Raw genomic sequence first — 14,581 nt, forward strand, 5'->3', positions numbered from 1 at the left:
GACCACGTCATCCCCCGCTGAACATCATCCCCCGCTGAATCCCGCACCGAAAGGACCCGTCACATGACCCAGCCCGTCGGACCCGGCACCTTCCGTAAGCTCGCCGACGCCGCCGAATCCGGAACGCTCTATCTCGAACCGGGCGCCGCCGACACCTGCGTCGCCGCCTGCGACCGTTTCATCGAAGCCCTCCAGCACCTCCAAGGAACCTGCGAAAACCTCGAGGTGTCCGAGGCATTCGGGCACCTCCCCTCCGCCCGCGCCCTCGGCTTGAAATTCGATGCCAAAGCCACCGGCCCCGGTGGCCTCTTCGAGGTGCTCCAAACCCACATCGACACCGTCGCCGCGATGCGTGCCATGTTCGCCGCCGCAGGCAAGGCCTACCTCGACACCGACGCCGAAACCCGGGAATCCCTCCGCCGCGCCACCACCTGACCCCGTGTGCCTTTTGGGCCCCTCCCGGGTCCACAAAGGCACACGGGCGCGAAGCGCCGCTCAGCCGAGAGCCACCCACCACGGTTGCTGGCTACCCGGCGACAGAACGTCGACGCGTTGCCCCGGCATCGGAACCGCGGTGGCAACCCCCGCGGCCTCGGCGGCGGGCAGAAGCCGCGCGATCGGTTCCGACCACGCGTGGAACGCCAGGTTGAACGTGCCCCAGTGCACGGGCACGAGAAGACTGCCGGGGCGATCCGCGCAGCCGAGATCCTCGTGGGTGCGGACGGCTTCCTCGGGGTTCATGTGGATGTCCGCCCAGCGCCGGTCGTAGGCGCCGACCGGGAGCAACGTCAGATCGAACGGGCCGTACCGATCGCCGACGTCGGCGAATCTCCTGGTGTAACCGCTGTCGCCGCCGAAGAACACACGCCGGGTCGGGCCCGCGATCACCCACGACGACCACAGGGTGATGTCACGTGCGAATCCACGACCCGAGAAGTGCCGGGCCTCGGTGCACGTGATCGTGAGTTCCCCGACCTCGGTGTGCTGATCCCAGTCGAGTTCGACGATCCGTTCTTCGGGGACCCGCCAGCGGCGCAGGTGCGCTCCGACACCGAGCGGCACGAGGAAACGGACGTCGCGCTGGGTGGCGGCCAGCACCTCGATGGTGTGGCGATCGAGGTGATCGTAGTGATCGTGGGAGATCACGACGGCGTCGATGCGTGGCAGTTCGGCCAGTTGCGTCGGCACCGGATGCATGCGGGCCGGCCCGACCGTCGGCGACGGCGACACCCGGTCACTCCAGACCGGGTCCGCGAGGACGCGATACCCGTCGATCTCGACGAGAGCACTGGAATGCCCGTACCAGGTGACCGCCAGATCGGCGGCTGTCACGGGTGCGATCGGCGGTGCGAGCGGCACCTCGCCGCGCGGTGTTCCGGCGGACCCTCTGGTCAGGAAGTCCTTGAGGAAACCGCCGCCCGCTTCCGGGCCCGGCGTGCTGCTCGGGTCCGAATTGTAGAACCGGCCGTCGCGGTACCGGGGCGAATCCGCCGCATACGGCCGGATGTCGCCGGCGGAGGCACCGATCGTGGTCGGTAGCCCACGGGCGGCGCGGGCCACCCACAGCAATCCGGCTCCGGCGACGGCGGACGAGGCAGTTTTCTTGACGCTCACCTCACCACTCTAGGTGCGTTCCGCTACATTCCGCGGAACACCGGATCACGCTTCTCGGCGCGCGCTGCCCGCGCTTCCTGCGCGTCTTCGCTCAGCCAGGCCGCCGCGAGCGCCGACATCTGTTCCGGCGACGGTTCGTCGCGGGTGCGGTCGTCGTTGAGGAACAGCTTCATCGCACGCAACGACAGTGGCGCCAGCTCCGCGATGTCCCGCGCCCACGCCTGCGCAGTGCCGAGATCCCCGATGCGGTTGGCCAGGCCACGCGCGAGTGCTTCGTCGGCGTGGATCGGCTCGGCGGCAAGGAACACCGATCGAGCCGCCCCACCACCGATGAGGGTGGCCAACCGGCGCACCGTCCACCGATCCACCGAGATCCCGAGTCTGGCAGCGGGCACCGCAAACCGCGCCTCGGGTGCGACCACTCGCAGGTCGGACGCCAGCGCCAGTTGGGTGCCCGCTCCTATCGCAGGCCCGTTGACAGCGGCGATCACCGGGATCGGCGCGGCTTCGATGGTGGTGAGCATCCCGGTCAGGCTGTCCAGGAAACCTTCGGCGTACACGTCGCCGGACAGGTCGGCGCCCGCGCAGAACACCGATCCTTCGCCGGTGAGCACCACGGCCCGCGCGTCTTCGTCGACGGCCTGCTCGATGCCGTCTCGGAGTTGCACACACATTTCGGTGTTGAGCGCGTTCCGCCGTGCGGTGCGCTGGAGTTCCATCGTGACGACGTCGCCGTCGCGGCTGATCCCGATCATGTTCGTCCTCATCTTCCGGTCCTGGCGGAGGCATCATCCCATCCGGGGTGCGGCGGGGCGATCCACATCGTCGTGCGCACCGGTCGCGGTAGGATCGTGGGCGCGGACAAATGCACTCGCAGCCGGAACGGCGGGACATTCTCGCAGGAGTGGTCATGGACCCACGGATCCCCGATGTGAACACGGTCAGGATGGCGGTCGATCTTGCCTGCCGTGCCCCCTCGGTGCACAACAGTCAGCCGTGGCAGTGGACGTACTCGGACGGGCGCCTCGATCTGTTCAGCGACCGCAGCCGCCTGCTGGCCTCGGCCGACCCGTCGGCACGGCAGCTCGTCCTGAGCTGCGGCGCCGCACTGCACCATCTCCAGGTAGCGGCGACCGCGTTGAAGTGGTCGACCGAGATCGACAGATTGCCGATGGGTGAGCATTCCAATCATCTGGCCAGCATCCGGTTCGGTCACGGAGCACGGCCGGCGTCCCACGATTTCGACCTCGTCGCGGCGATCCGCAAACGTCATTCCGATCGCAGGCCGTTCGCGCCACCGTCACCGGACGTGGACTTTCCCGGACGGTCGCACGAGGTGCTGCGGGCCGGAACTCAGGTGACCGTGTTGCCGCAGGACGCTCGGACCGTGCTCGGCGCCGCCACCGAACTCACCGCCGCACTCCGCCGCTACGACAGCGCATATCAACTGGAAATCCACTGGTGGACTGGGCATTCCGTTGATTATGTCGGAGTTCCCCCGGACGCGCTTGCCACGGCGGAACAGAGCGCTCAGGTCGAGATCGGACGCCGATTCCCGCCCGGCAGCCAGACGTCGACCGAACCACCCGACCCCGACCACTCGACGGTTCTGGTGATCAGCACCGACACGGACGGACGGGCCGACTGGCTACACGCCGGTGAAGCATTGTCCGCGGTGCTGCTCGAGGCGACCGCCGCTCGGCTCGCCACCTGCCCGCTCACTCACGTGACCGAGTTCGGGCAGAGCCGGGAGATGATCCGCACACTGCTCCCCGACGGCGGCCACCCGCAGGCCCTGGTCCGAATCGGCACGACGGCACCGGAGAACCGCCCGGCCCCCACCCCGCGGCTACCGACAGATTCGATCTTGACGGTGACCACCCGCCGCCCCATCCGATGACTCCTACCCGTTGACCCCACACCGGACCCCGCGGTCCGGCCCCGGGCAACCGACCTCCGTGCGATAGTGGAATCCCGTTACGTGGCAAGGGAGCAGGTCGATGTCCGACCCGGCCGATAGTTGGATGCTGTTCTACGACGGCTACGATCCACCGTCGGAGAAGCTCCGCGAGGCGCTGTGCACGGTCGGCAACGGCTATTTCGCGACCCGCGGTTGCGCGCCCGAGAAGCCCGCCGGAACCCATCACTATCCGGGCACCTACGCGGCAGGCATCTTCAATCGGCGCGCCGACGAGGTCGAGGGCCGGGTGGTCACCAACGAGTCGATGGTGAACATGCCGAACTGGCTGCCGGTGACGTTCCGGATCGACGGTGGCGACTGGTTCGACATCGACGACACCGAGATTCTGGACTACTGCCAGTATCTCGACCTGCGGCGTGCGGTGCTGACCCGGCGGTTCCGGGTCCGCGACAGCGCGGGACGGACCACCTCGGTGGTGCAGCGACGTTTCGCCGCGATGCATCTGCCGCATGTCGCCGGGCTCGAGACGACGATCGTCGCGGAGGACTGGTCGGGTCGGCTCGAGATCCGCTCCGAACTCGACGGGACCGTCGCCAACACCCTCGTCGAGCGGTACCGGAACCTCGACGGTGTCCACCTCGAGGCACCCGCCGCGACCGACCTGTCCGACGATTCGGTCCTGCTGAGCACGCAGACCAACCAGTCCCGCATCCCGATCGCGGTCGCAGCACGTAACACGCTGTGGGACAACGGAACACCTTTCGATGCCGACTACCGAGCGGTCACTGCCGTAGGCCGGATCGGGCACGACATCGCGGTGGGTCTGACACCGGGCCGTCGCGCGTGCCTGGAAAAGATGGTCACCGTCTTCACCGGCCGTGATCCGGCCGTCTCCGAGCCCGCCGAGGCCGCTGCGCGCCGATTGGCGCGCACCGGCACGTTCGCCGAGGTCCTCGACGGTCACGTACTGGCGTGGCGGCACCTGTGGGATCGCATGGCGGTCGATGTCGGGCGCGACACGACCAGCCTGCGGATCGTGCGCCTGCACCTGCTGCATCTGCTGCAGACACTTTCACCCAACACCACTGAGCTCGATGTGGGCGTCCCGGCACGGGGCCTGCACGGCGAGGCCTATCGCGGGCACATCTTCTGGGACGAATTGTTCGTGCTGCCGGTGCTGAATCTGACGCTGCCGGGATTGAGCCGGGCCATGTTGCGGTACCGGTTCCGGCGCCTGCCCGAGGCTCGCCAGGCGGCCCTCGACGCCGGCGGCACGGGAGCGATGTTCCCGTGGCAGTCCGGCAGCGACGGTCGTGAGGAAAGCCAGCAGATGCATCTCAATCCTCGCTCGGGGAACTGGAATCCCGATGCGAGCTGGCGGCAGCACCACATCGGCATCGCCGTCGCATACAACACGTGGCATTACCACCAGGCGACCTGCGACCTCGAGTTCCTCGGTGAGTTCGGCGCCGAACTGCTCGTCGAGATCGCCCGATTCTTCGCGGGTCTGGCCACCTATGACCGGTCCCGCGACCGCTACGTCATCTGCGGGGTGATCGGGCCCGACGAGTTCCATTCCGGATATCCCGACGCACCGTACGACGGCATCGACAACAACGCCTACACCAACATCATGGCGGTGTGGGTGATCCTGCGCGCCGTCGACGCACTCGCGGCGTTGCCTGCGCCGATCCGCGTGGAGTTGACCGCCTCGCTCGGGGTGACCGATGCGGAGATCGCTCGCTGGGAGGACATCACCCGGCGCATGTTCGTTCCGTTCCACGACGGGGTTCTCAGCCAGTTCGAGGGCTACGAGGATCTCGCCGAACTGGACTGGGAAGGACTGCGGCGCAGGCACGGCGACATTTCGCGGCTGGACCGGATCCTCGAAGCCGACGGCGACGACGTGAACCGGTATCGCGCCGCCAAGCAGGCCGATGCGCTGATGCTGTTCTATCTCCTCTCGGCCGACGAACTGCGCGAGCTGGTGGAGCGTCTGGGTTATCGGCTCGACGGCGAGACCATCGCACGCACCATCGACTACTATCTGGCACGCACCTCGCACGGGTCGACGCTCAGCGCCGTCGTCCACACCTGGGTGCTGACCCGCCGCAATCGGGATCGCGCACTGGAGTTCTTCGATACCGTCCTCGCCTCCGACGTCACCGACATTCAGGGCGGGACCACATCGGAGGGCATTCATCTCGCGGCGATGTCGGGCAGCATCGACCTGCTGCTGCGATGCTTCTCCGGTCTCGAAACCCGCGGCGACCGGCTGATCTTCACCCCACAGTGGCCCGAGCAACTCGGGTCGCTCGAGTATCCCGTCTTCTATCGCGGGCACCGTCTGCAGATCCGTATCACGGGCCGATCGGTGGAGGTGAGCGCCACCGCTGGCGCACAGGCACCGATCATCGTCGAGTGCCGCGACGCGGCGGCGGTGCTCCACCCCGGTGACACCGTGCGGCTCACCTGACGCCCGGTTCAGTCCGGTTCGCCGTCACCGTCGTCTTTGGCCGGACGGCCGGGCCTGCGGATCTTCCCCGCGTGACCCGGCATCCGCCCGGCGTCGGTCAGCGCACGGCGCAACAGGAACTCGATCTGCGCGTTGGTGCTGCGCAGTTCGTCGCCCGCCCACCTCGCCAGCGCGTCGTGGACCGCCGGGTCGAGCCGCAGCAGCAACTTCTTGCGTTCTGCCATGCCGATCGGGTCCGGCTACTGGTAGAGCGAACCGGTGTTGACGACCGGCTGGGCGCCCTGGTCACCGCACAACACGACCAGCAAGTTGCTGACCATCGCAGCCTTGCGCTCCTCGTCGAGTTCGACAGTGTGCTCTCGTTCGAGCTGGTCGAGGGCAGTGCCGACCATTCCGACCGCACCCATGACGATCTGCTCTCGTGCGGCGATGACTGCCCCGGCCTGCTGGCGACGCAGCATCGCCTGCGCGATTTCCGGCGCGTAGGCGAGTTGGTTGATGCGCGATTCGACGACGTGGACACCGGCCGACCGAACCCGCTCGGCGACTTCCTCGGACAGTTTGGTGGTGATTTCGTCGGCGTTCTGCCGCAACGACAGGACGTCGGGGCCCGAGTCGTAGGGGTAGCTTCCCGCGATGTGTCGGACGGCCGCTTCGGTCTGGACGGCGACGAATTCTTCGAAGTCGTCGACGTCGAACACGGCCCGGGCGGTGTCCTCGACCTGCCAGACGATGACCGCGGAGATCTCGATGGGGTTGCCGTCCGCGTCGTTGACCTTCGCTTTGCCGGTCTCGAGGTTGCGGATGCGAGTGGAGATCTTGCGGCGGCTGTTGAGCGGGTTCATCCAGCGCAGTCCCGGTTCCCGGAGGGTGCCGGAGTAGGAGCCGCCGAGCAGTTGCAACACACGCGCCTGGTTCGGCTCGACCAGGACGAGCCCGACCAGGACGATCGTTGCGACCACGATCAGGACGACACCGGCGACGATGAACGGAACGTTCACCGGTACCGCACCCAGTGCGATCAGTCCGATTCCGGCGAATTCGCCGACGAGTCCGAGGCCGAGTACCGGCCATCCGTTGCGGGAACGCCCGGGGCGTTCACTGATCGTCGATTGTGGTGCGGTCATGGCGCGCTCCTGTCGTCGTACTCCAGAAATTCGATATTAAAGTGATATCACATTTCTGTTCGAGGGTCGATTGCGAGGTGGACCACCCGCGCACCGGGCATCATGGATCGCACAATCGAGCCCACGGCGAGACAACAGACAGACGGGAACACACACGATGGCGACCGGCGACCCCGACATGCCGGTGGACGTCGCCGTGATCGGTGCCGGCCAAGCCGGCTTGTCCGCCGCCTACTACCTGCAGAAATTCGGTTCGGTCCCGGAAAGCGGCTTCGTTGTCCTGGACCGGTCGCCGCGCCCCGGTGGAGCATGGCAGCATCGCTGGCCGTCGCTGACCCTCGACACCGTCAACGGACTCCACGACCTACCCGGATCGTCGTTCGCCGAATCCGTCGGCACTACCGACCGGACGGTTGCCGCCGCAGCCGCCGTACCCGAGTACTACCACGCCTACGAACACCGGTTCCGCCTGCCGGTACACCGCCCGGTCCAGGTCGTCGTCGTGTGCGAACGCGGAGAATCCCTGCGCGTGGAGTCCGATCAGGGCGTGTACATCGCACGCGGCGTCATCAACGCGACCGGAACGTGGGAGCACCCGTTCGTGCCGTGGTATCCCGGCGCCGCGCGGTTCCGCGGACGGCAACTGCACACCAAGGACTACCGGACCGCCGACGAGTTCGCCGGTCGGCACGTGCTCGTCGTCGGCGGTGGCATCTCCGCCGTGCAGCTTCTCGACGAGGTCTCCCGCGTCACCGACACCACGTGGGTCACCAGGCGCGAACCTGCCTGGCGGGACGAGGAATTCAGGCCGGAAAGCGGAAGGTCCGCGGTCGCGATCGTCGAGGATCGAGTTCGCCGGGGCCTGCCGCCGGGATCGGTGGTGTCGGTAACCGGCCTGCCGGTCACCCCGGCACTCCGCGCCGCCCGCGAACGTGGTGCGCTCGAACGTTTTCCGATGTTCTCCGAGATCACCGAGGACGGCATCCGCTGGCCCGACGGCCGGCAGCTCGACGTCGACGTGATCCTGTGGTGCACCGGTTTCCGCAGTTCCCTCGATCATCTGGCACCACTCGGGCTGCGGAACCCCGGCGGTGGGATCACGATGACCGGCCGGCTCGCCACTCGGGTCGCCGCGGACCCGAGGGTCCACCTCGTCGGATACGGACCGTCGTCGTCGACGATCGGCGCGAACCGTGCCGGACGAGCCGCGGCCCGCGAACTACTCGACCACCTCGACCGACACGGAGCGCCCCGGTGAAAACGCGGACGTTGGCGACGTTGGTGGTCGGATGCGCGACCGCCGCGAGCGTGGCCCTGTCCGCCCCGTCGGTCGTCGAAACGGTGGTCCCTCCCCCGCCGCCACCGATTCCGGTGGAGCCTCCGACCGCCGACGAACTCGCATCCCGGATCGTGCCCGCGGTCGTCACCCTCGTCGCCACCGACGGCTGGACGGGGGTCGCAGGCACCGGGATCGTGCTCACCCCGGACGGGCTCGTACTCACCAATCATCACGTCGTCAGCGGCGCCGACGAGATCACGGCAACCAGCGCCTCGACCGGCCTGACCTACGACGTCGTCGTCGACGGATACGACCGCGCCCACGACATCGCGGTCGTGCGACTCGGCAGCGCACAGGAACTACCGGTCGCGACCCTCGCGGCCGCGGAGGCACCTCCGGTGGGTTCTCCCGTCACCGCATTCGGCAACGCCGACGGCGGCGGAGTCGTGGTCGCGGCTCCTGGCAGGGTCGTGGCGATCGGGCGGAATGTGCTGGTTCGAGACTCGGCCGACGGTTCGCGGCACCGATTGACCGGGATGCTGCAATCGGACGCGGCGATCCGCCCCGGCGACTCGGGCGGCCCGCTCGTCGACGCGTTCGGAGCGGTGGTGGGGGTGAACACGGCGGGCGCGGTCGAGGACGAGCACACCGACCCCGCACCACCAACGGCACCCGAGGCATACGCGGTGCCGATCTCCGCCGCGATGCGGATCGTCGACCAGATCCGGTCGGGCACCGGCGGCGGCACCGTGCACGTCGGCCCCACACCGCTGCTCGGAGTCACCGTCACCACCGTCCGCGAAAACGGCGAAGACCGCGGCGCGGAGGTGCTGTGGGTGTCGTTCGATTCGCCGGCCGACACCGCCGGACTCGACATCGGCGATGTCATCACTTCGTTCGACGGCAAGCCCGTTGTTTCCCACGGCGCCCTCGAGACCCTCCTGATGGCGCGACGCCCCGGCGACACCGTCGAGATCGGCTGGCGCGACAAGACCGGCGCCCCGCAGTCCGCCTCCCTGACCGTCGAAGCCGGCCCCGTCCGCTGATCCCGTCCGCTGCCCCCGGGTGAGGGGAACCGTCATTCGGCCCGACCGGGTGTCGGGTCCCTTCACCCGGCGCGGGATAATTGCCGGGTGAGTGCAACACTGCGTATCGACGGGCTGTCCGCATCCCGAGGTGAACGAGCCCTCTTCAGCGGCCTCGATCTGACTGTCGGCCCCGGCGACGTGATCGGCCTGGTCGGCGCGAACGGCGCCGGGAAGTCGACGCTGCTCACGACCCTCGCCGGCGTCGGCACCGCCGACGTGACCGGCACGGTTTCGCTCAGCCCACCCGACGCGACCGTCGGGCATCTCGCGCAGGAACCCGAACGCATCGCCGGGGAGACCGTCCTCGGGTTCCTCGAGCGTCGCACCGGGGTCGCCGACGCCGAACACGTGATGAATACCGCAGCCGAAGAACTCGGCCGATCCGACGTTGACGAATACACCCCGGCGCTCGAGCGATGGCTCGCACTCGGTGGCGCCGACCTCGCCGAACGCGCCGAGAAGACCGTCGCTGACCTCGGCCTCGCCATCGGACTCGATGCGCTCATGACCGGACTGTCCGGCGGGCAGGCAGCCCGTGCGGGGCTGGCGGCGCTGTTGCTCTCGCGCTATGACGTCTTGCTGCTCGACGAGCCGACCAACGACCTCGATCTGGCCGGGCTCGAACAGCTCGAGCGGTTCGTCACCGAAACTCGTACCGCGCTCGTGCTGGTCAGCCACGATCGCGAGTTCCTGGCGCGCACCGTGACGGGCATCGTCGAACTGGACCTGACGCAACAGCAGATCGCCGTGTACGACGGCGGGTACGACGCGTACCTCGTCGAACGGGACGTTGCGCGGCGGCACGCACGCGAGGCCTTCGAGGAGTACTCCGACACCAAGCAGCAGCTCGAGGATCGTGCGCAGATGCAGCGCAACTGGCTCGAGCACGGTGTCCGCAACGCGCGCCGCAAGTCGAAGGACAACGACAAGATCGGCAAGAAGTTCCGCGCCGAATCCACCGAGAAGCAGGCGGCGAAAGCACGCCAGACACAGCGCCGCATCGAACGCCTCGATGTCGTCGAGGAACCGCGCAAGGAGTGGGAGTTGCGGATGTCGATTGCGTCCGCGCCCCGGAGCGGCGCAGTCGTCGCCACGATGAACGGTGCCGAAACGACCCGCGGTACTTTTCGATTCGGTCCCGTCACCACCCAGGTCGATTGGGGCGACCGAATTCTGGTGACCGGCCCCAACGGCGCAGGAAAGACGACGCTGCTCGGTCTGCTGCTCGGCACGCTGACACCGGATGCGGGCAGCGTCTCACTCGGATCCGGTGTCCAGGTCGGCGAGATCGACCAGGCGCGTGGATTGTTCGAGGGCAGCGAACCCCTGGTCGAGGCATTCGGCGCCCAAGTGCCCGACTGGCCCGACGCGGACGTTCGGACGCTGCTCGCGAAATTCGGGCTCAAGGGCCACCACGTGCTGCGGCCGGCGTCGTCGCTGTCGCCGGGGGAACGCACCCGCGCCGGACTCGCGCTGCTGCAGGCCCGGGGGGTGAATCTGCTGGTTCTCGACGAGCCGACCAATCACCTGGACCTGCCGGCGATCGAGCAACTGGAGGCGGCCATCGACAGTTTCGACGGCACCCTGCTGCTCGTCACCCACGACCGCCGGATGCTCGACACCACACGCAGTACCCGGCGCTGGCGACTCGACGACGGGAAGCTGATCGAGGAGAACGCATGAGTGGCAGTGTCCGCGTGGACAGTTGGACATGGTCGGTGCGCTTGTTCAAAACCCGCTCGGCCGCTGCGGCCGCATGCCGGGCCGGGCACGTACGCGTCGACGGGGCTGCAGCGAAGCCGTCGACGCCGGTGATGATCGGCGCGGAGGTCCGGGTGCGCGCACACGGGTTCGAGAAGATCGTCGAGGTCACCCAACTGGTGAACAAGCGCGTCGGCGCCCCGGTCGCGGCAACCGCATACCTCGACCACAGTCCGCCACCTCCGCCCAAGGACGTTCTCGCCTCGCTCCCCCAGCGTGACCGCGGGGCCGGGCGTCCGACGAAGAAGGACCGCCGCGAACTGGACCGGATCCGCGGGTTCAACGAGGACTGAGCGCTCCCCACCCGACGCTCCTGAGCGAGCGTGGCCCCCACTTCATCAGATCGACTGAGAGTGCCACTCGCTCAGTCGACCGGTTGACAAACCATTGGGTTTTCACAACACTTTGTTGCATGAGTCCGGTACGCCGGGGGGAAGCCCTCCCCATCTTCAACCGGATCCGCGTGCTTCGCGCGGACCGCGGATTGAGCCGCAACCAGCTCGCCGAACTGGTCGAGGTCAATCCGCAGACCATCGGCGCCCTCGAACGCGGCGACCACTACCCCAGCCTCGACCTCGCGTTCCGCATCTGCGACGTCTTCGGCTTGCCCGTCGAGGCCGTCTTCGCACGCTCGCAGTTCGCACCACTGTCCGACGGCCTGTATCGCCCCACACCGAAGGAGGCTTGAGATGTCCGCGCAGAACCTGCTCGAGCGGTACGAGGCACACCGCACCCGCAGATTCCTCAAGAACCAGGAGCAGACGGCGGGATGGCTCCGATCCTGGCGCACCCAGTCACGCCGACGCCTGCTCACAGTGATTCTCGCCGTCCTGTTCGCCGCGATGTTCGTCACCTCGATCGTCACGTACTTCACATTGGTGGCCGCACTCGCCTGGCTACCGCTGACACTCGCGTTCCTCGTCACGTGGACCTCGCTGCAGATCGTGTCGAGCCGGCTGTCCGACGCACCCCGGCACGCCCTCGACGAACGCGAGATCGCCGAACGAAACAGCGCCCGATCGATCGGGCTCAGCGTCGCCCAGGCCCTGGTGCTGATTCCGATCCTGGCCCTGATCTTCGGATCGACCATCGACAGCATCGACCATCAGAGTTTGTGTTATGCCGCAGGCTGTTTCGCTCTCGCCTCGATTCTGCTCGCCGGATGCCTGCCCGCGATGATCCTGGGCTGGATCCGCCCCGACGACGACCCGGAGGACACACTATGACCCTGGCCCTGAGTCATCTGTCGAAACGTTACGGCGACACCATCGCCCTCGACGATCTGAGCTTCGACGTCCAACCCGGTGAGCTGTTCGGGTTCGTCGGCAGCAACGGAGCCGGAAAGACCACCACCATGCGCATCGCCCTCGGTGTGCTCGCGGCCGACTCGGGTGAGGTACTGCTCGGCGGAAAGCCGGTGGACCTCGATGTGCGCCGCACCATCGGTTACATGCCCGAGGAACGCGGCCTCTATCCGAAGATGAAGGTCGGAAAGCAACTGTCCTATCTCGCTCAGCTGCATGGGCTTTCCCGCTCCGAGGCCGACGACGCGGTGCGGCGGTGGACCGATCGACTCGGTATCGCCGAACGGGTCGGTGACACCGTCGATTCGCTCTCGCTCGGCAACCAGCAGCGTGTGCAATTGGCCGCCGCACTCGTCCACGACCCGAAGGTACTCGTCCTCGACGAGCCGTTCTCCGGCCTCGATCCCGTCGCCGTGGACGTCATGAGCGATGTTCTCGTCGAGAAGGCGAACAGCGGGGTTCCCGTGGTCTTTTCGAGCCACCAGCTCGATCTCGTCCAGCGTCTGTGTCACCGTGTCGGCATCATCGCCAAGGGACGGATGCGCGCCACCGGGACCGTCGGCGAGCTCCGCGCCGGCGGCGACGCCCGCCTCGTCGTACACGCTCCGCAGGCGCCGGACGGCTGGGCGAACGCCTTGCCCGGCGTCGGCACGATCGAGCACACGGACGGCCGCACGGTCCTGTCGCTCGCCCCCGGCACGGACGACCAGCAGATCCTGAAGACCGCACTCGACACCGGTCCGGTCCACGAATTCACGCTGCACCGACCGTCGTTGACCGACTTGTTCCGAGAGGTGGTGTCCGCATGAGCGCCCCGTTGTCCACGACCCGCGCGATCGGGCTCGTCGCCCGACGCGAATTCCTCACTCAAGTTCAGAAGAAGAGTTTCGTCATCAGCAACACGATCGTGCTCGTCGCGATCGTGGTGGGTATCGTCGCGATGTCGATCTTCGCCGGAGGCGACGACGACAAGCCCACCGTCGGCATCGTCGGCGCGCCCGGATTGAGCGCGACCCTCGATGCGATCGGCGGATCGGCAGGCACCCCGCTCGAGATTTCCGAACTGCCGGACGCCGACACCGGCCGCGCACAGGTCACCGCAGGCGACCTCGACGTCGCGCTGATCCCGGGCGGGGACGGAACAGTCACCGCCGTCACCGAATCGAACATCGACGTCACCCTGAAGGCCCTGATCGACGCCGCGGTCGCACAGCAAGCACAGTCTGCGGCGCTGACCGAACGCGGCGTCGATCCCGCCGAGATCGCGACCGCCACAGCGCAGTCGGTGGTTGTCGTCGATGCGCTCGACCCGCCCGATCCGGAGCAGGGCGAACGCATCATCCTCTCGATCGTCGCCGTCGTATTGCTGTACATGCAGATCATGATGTTCGGCATGTACGTCGCGATGGGGGTCGTCGAGGAGAAGTCGTCGCGCGTGGTGGAACTGCTCCTGTCGACGCTGCGTCCCCTGCAGTTGCTGTGGGGCAAGATCATCGGCATCGGCGCCGTCGGGTTGCTGCAACTCACCGCGTACGGAGTCGTGGGTGTCGGAGCGGCCCTGGCCACGGACACTCTCACCATCACCGGTACGGCGCTCGGGGTGCTCGCGAGCACGCTCGGCTGGTTCGTCCTCGGTTTCGCGTTCTTCGCAGTGCTGTATGCCGCCGCCGGGTCGATGGTGTCTCGGCAGGAGGACGTCAACTCCACCTCGGGTCCGCTGATGATCGTCATCCTCGCGATGTTCTTCGCCGCGTTCTCGTCCGTCGACGATCCCGAGGCCACGTGGAGTACCGTGCTGAGCTGGATTCCGCCGTTCTCGGCGATCCTCATGCCGCTGCGGATCGCCGCCGGGGTGGCGTCACCGCTCCAGATCGTCGGCACCGTGGTGCTGATGCTCGCCACCACCGCGTTGCTGGGGGTCGTGGCCGCGAAAATCTACCAGCGTTCGATCCTGCGGATCGGCCGCACCGTCACCTGGAAGGAAGCACTCGGGCGATGACCGCGCCACCCG

At 67.6% G+C, this 14,581-nt stretch carries 14 protein-coding genes and 1 pseudogene; 11 read left to right on the plus strand and 4 right to left on the minus strand.

Features of this window, described 5'->3' with window-relative positions; genetic code table 11:
- Window positions 1-63 precede the first annotated feature (63 nt).
- Entirely contained in the window at window positions 64-435 is a 372-nt protein-coding gene (locus WAX14_RS09845) for a hypothetical protein (RefSeq protein ID WP_422627899.1), read from the plus strand.
- 60 nt (window positions 436-495) lie between these two features.
- Here WAX14_RS09845 and WAX14_RS09850 read toward each other — a convergent pair whose 3' ends face one another.
- Together WAX14_RS09850 and WAX14_RS09855 are read right to left on the minus strand one after the other, a co-directional pair.
- Window positions 496-1,614, minus strand: a complete 1,119-nt coding sequence (locus WAX14_RS09850) for an MBL fold metallo-hydrolase (protein ID WP_422627900.1) — start codon at window positions 1,612-1,614, stop codon at window positions 496-498.
- A 23-nt stretch (window positions 1,615-1,637) separates the two neighbouring features.
- Window positions 1,638-2,369, minus strand: a complete 732-nt coding sequence (locus tag WAX14_RS09855; protein ID WP_422627923.1) for an enoyl-CoA hydratase — start codon at window positions 2,367-2,369, stop codon at window positions 1,638-1,640.
- Window positions 2,370-2,524: 155 nt separating this feature from the next.
- Here WAX14_RS09855 and WAX14_RS09860 point away from each other — a divergent pair, with 155 nt between their 5' ends.
- Both WAX14_RS09860 and WAX14_RS09865 read left to right on the plus strand, forming a co-directional pair.
- The gene (locus WAX14_RS09860; RefSeq protein ID WP_422627901.1) at window positions 2,525-3,514 is read left to right on the plus strand and encodes an Acg family FMN-binding oxidoreductase; all 990 of its coding nucleotides are present in this window, start codon (window positions 2,525-2,527) and stop codon (window positions 3,512-3,514) included.
- 112 nt (window positions 3,515-3,626) lie between these two features.
- Window positions 3,627-6,011, plus strand: a pseudogene (locus WAX14_RS09865) (glycoside hydrolase family 65 protein); the annotation flags it as partial.
- 8 nt (window positions 6,012-6,019) lie between these two features.
- Here WAX14_RS09865 and WAX14_RS09870 read toward each other — a convergent pair.
- Both WAX14_RS09870 and WAX14_RS09875 read right to left on the minus strand, forming a co-directional pair.
- Window positions 6,020-6,235, minus strand: a complete 216-nt coding sequence (locus WAX14_RS09870; protein WP_422627902.1) for a hypothetical protein — start codon at window positions 6,233-6,235, stop codon at window positions 6,020-6,022.
- Between the two features lie 15 nt (window positions 6,236-6,250).
- Window positions 6,251-7,138, minus strand: coding sequence for an SPFH domain-containing protein (locus WAX14_RS09875; protein ID WP_422627903.1), 888 nt, complete (start codon window positions 7,136-7,138; stop codon window positions 6,251-6,253).
- Between the two features lie 157 nt (window positions 7,139-7,295).
- Here WAX14_RS09875 and WAX14_RS09880 point away from each other — a divergent pair, with 157 nt between their 5' ends.
- The 8 genes from WAX14_RS09880 (at window position 7,296) to WAX14_RS09915 (ending at window position 14,569) form a co-directional block, all read left to right on the plus strand.
- Window positions 7,296-8,396: an NAD(P)-binding domain-containing protein gene (locus WAX14_RS09880; RefSeq protein ID WP_422627904.1), complete on the plus strand. Its 1,101-nt coding sequence runs from the start codon at window positions 7,296-7,298 to the stop codon at window positions 8,394-8,396.
- Entirely contained in the window at window positions 8,393-9,463 is a 1,071-nt protein-coding gene (locus WAX14_RS09885; RefSeq protein ID WP_422627905.1) for a S1C family serine protease, read from the plus strand. Before WAX14_RS09880 ends, WAX14_RS09885 begins: the two co-directional genes overlap by 4 nt.
- 87 nt (window positions 9,464-9,550) lie before the next feature.
- Complete coding sequence (locus WAX14_RS09890) at window positions 9,551-11,188, plus strand: ABC-F family ATP-binding cassette domain-containing protein (protein WP_422627906.1); 1,638 nt, start codon at window positions 9,551-9,553, stop codon at window positions 11,186-11,188.
- On the plus strand, window positions 11,185-11,559 hold the full coding sequence (locus WAX14_RS09895) for an RNA-binding S4 domain-containing protein (RefSeq protein ID WP_422627907.1): 375 nt from the start codon (window positions 11,185-11,187) through the stop codon (window positions 11,557-11,559). Before WAX14_RS09890 ends, WAX14_RS09895 begins: the two co-directional genes overlap by 4 nt.
- Before the next feature lie 119 nt (window positions 11,560-11,678).
- Window positions 11,679-11,954, plus strand: coding sequence for a helix-turn-helix transcriptional regulator (locus WAX14_RS09900; RefSeq protein ID WP_422627908.1), 276 nt, complete (start codon window positions 11,679-11,681; stop codon window positions 11,952-11,954).
- Between the two features lies 1 nt (window position 11,955).
- Window positions 11,956-12,492 carry a hypothetical protein gene (locus WAX14_RS09905; RefSeq protein WP_422627909.1) on the plus strand — a complete coding sequence of 179 codons (537 nt, stop codon included), beginning with the start codon at window positions 11,956-11,958 and terminating at the stop codon, window positions 12,490-12,492.
- Window positions 12,489-13,379: an ABC transporter ATP-binding protein gene (locus tag WAX14_RS09910; RefSeq protein WP_422627910.1), complete on the plus strand. Its 891-nt coding sequence runs from the start codon at window positions 12,489-12,491 to the stop codon at window positions 13,377-13,379. The genes WAX14_RS09905 and WAX14_RS09910 overlap by 4 nt, the downstream gene beginning before the upstream one ends.
- Entirely contained in the window at window positions 13,376-14,569 is a 1,194-nt protein-coding gene (locus WAX14_RS09915) for an ABC transporter permease (protein ID WP_422627911.1), read from the plus strand. The genes WAX14_RS09910 and WAX14_RS09915 overlap by 4 nt, the downstream gene beginning before the upstream one ends.
- Window positions 14,570-14,581 lie beyond the last annotated feature (12 nt).

It is taken from the genome of Rhodococcus sp. (in: high G+C Gram-positive bacteria) (assembly GCF_049299235.1).
In the GTDB taxonomy this organism is placed as follows: Bacteria; Actinomycetota; Actinomycetes; order Mycobacteriales; family Mycobacteriaceae; genus Rhodococcus.

Excerpts from the sequence above, each read along its gene's own strand:
- WAX14_RS09855 (WP_422627923.1), bottom strand. The coding sequence starts at position 2,369 with ATGATCGGGATCAGCCGCGACGGCGACGTCGTCACGATGGAACTCCAG.
- WAX14_RS09875 (WP_422627903.1), bottom strand. The coding sequence starts at position 7,138 with ATGACCGCACCACAATCGACGATCAGTGAACGCCCCGGGCGTTCCCGC.
- WAX14_RS09900 (WP_422627908.1), top strand. The coding sequence starts at position 11,679 with ATGAGTCCGGTACGCCGGGGGGAAGCCCTCCCCATCTTCAACCGGATC.
- WAX14_RS09880 (WP_422627904.1), top strand. The coding sequence starts at position 7,296 with ATGGCGACCGGCGACCCCGACATGCCGGTGGACGTCGCCGTGATCGGT.
- WAX14_RS09915 (WP_422627911.1), top strand. The coding sequence starts at position 13,376 with ATGAGCGCCCCGTTGTCCACGACCCGCGCGATCGGGCTCGTCGCCCGA.
- WAX14_RS09895 (WP_422627907.1), top strand. The coding sequence starts at position 11,185 with ATGAGTGGCAGTGTCCGCGTGGACAGTTGGACATGGTCGGTGCGCTTG.
- WAX14_RS09905 (WP_422627909.1), top strand. The coding sequence starts at position 11,956 with ATGTCCGCGCAGAACCTGCTCGAGCGGTACGAGGCACACCGCACCCGC.
- WAX14_RS09870 (WP_422627902.1), bottom strand. The coding sequence starts at position 6,235 with ATGGCAGAACGCAAGAAGTTGCTGCTGCGGCTCGACCCGGCGGTCCAC.
- WAX14_RS09910 (WP_422627910.1), top strand. The coding sequence starts at position 12,489 with ATGACCCTGGCCCTGAGTCATCTGTCGAAACGTTACGGCGACACCATC.
- WAX14_RS09845 (WP_422627899.1), top strand. The coding sequence starts at position 64 with ATGACCCAGCCCGTCGGACCCGGCACCTTCCGTAAGCTCGCCGACGCC.
- WAX14_RS09860 (WP_422627901.1), top strand. The coding sequence starts at position 2,525 with ATGGACCCACGGATCCCCGATGTGAACACGGTCAGGATGGCGGTCGAT.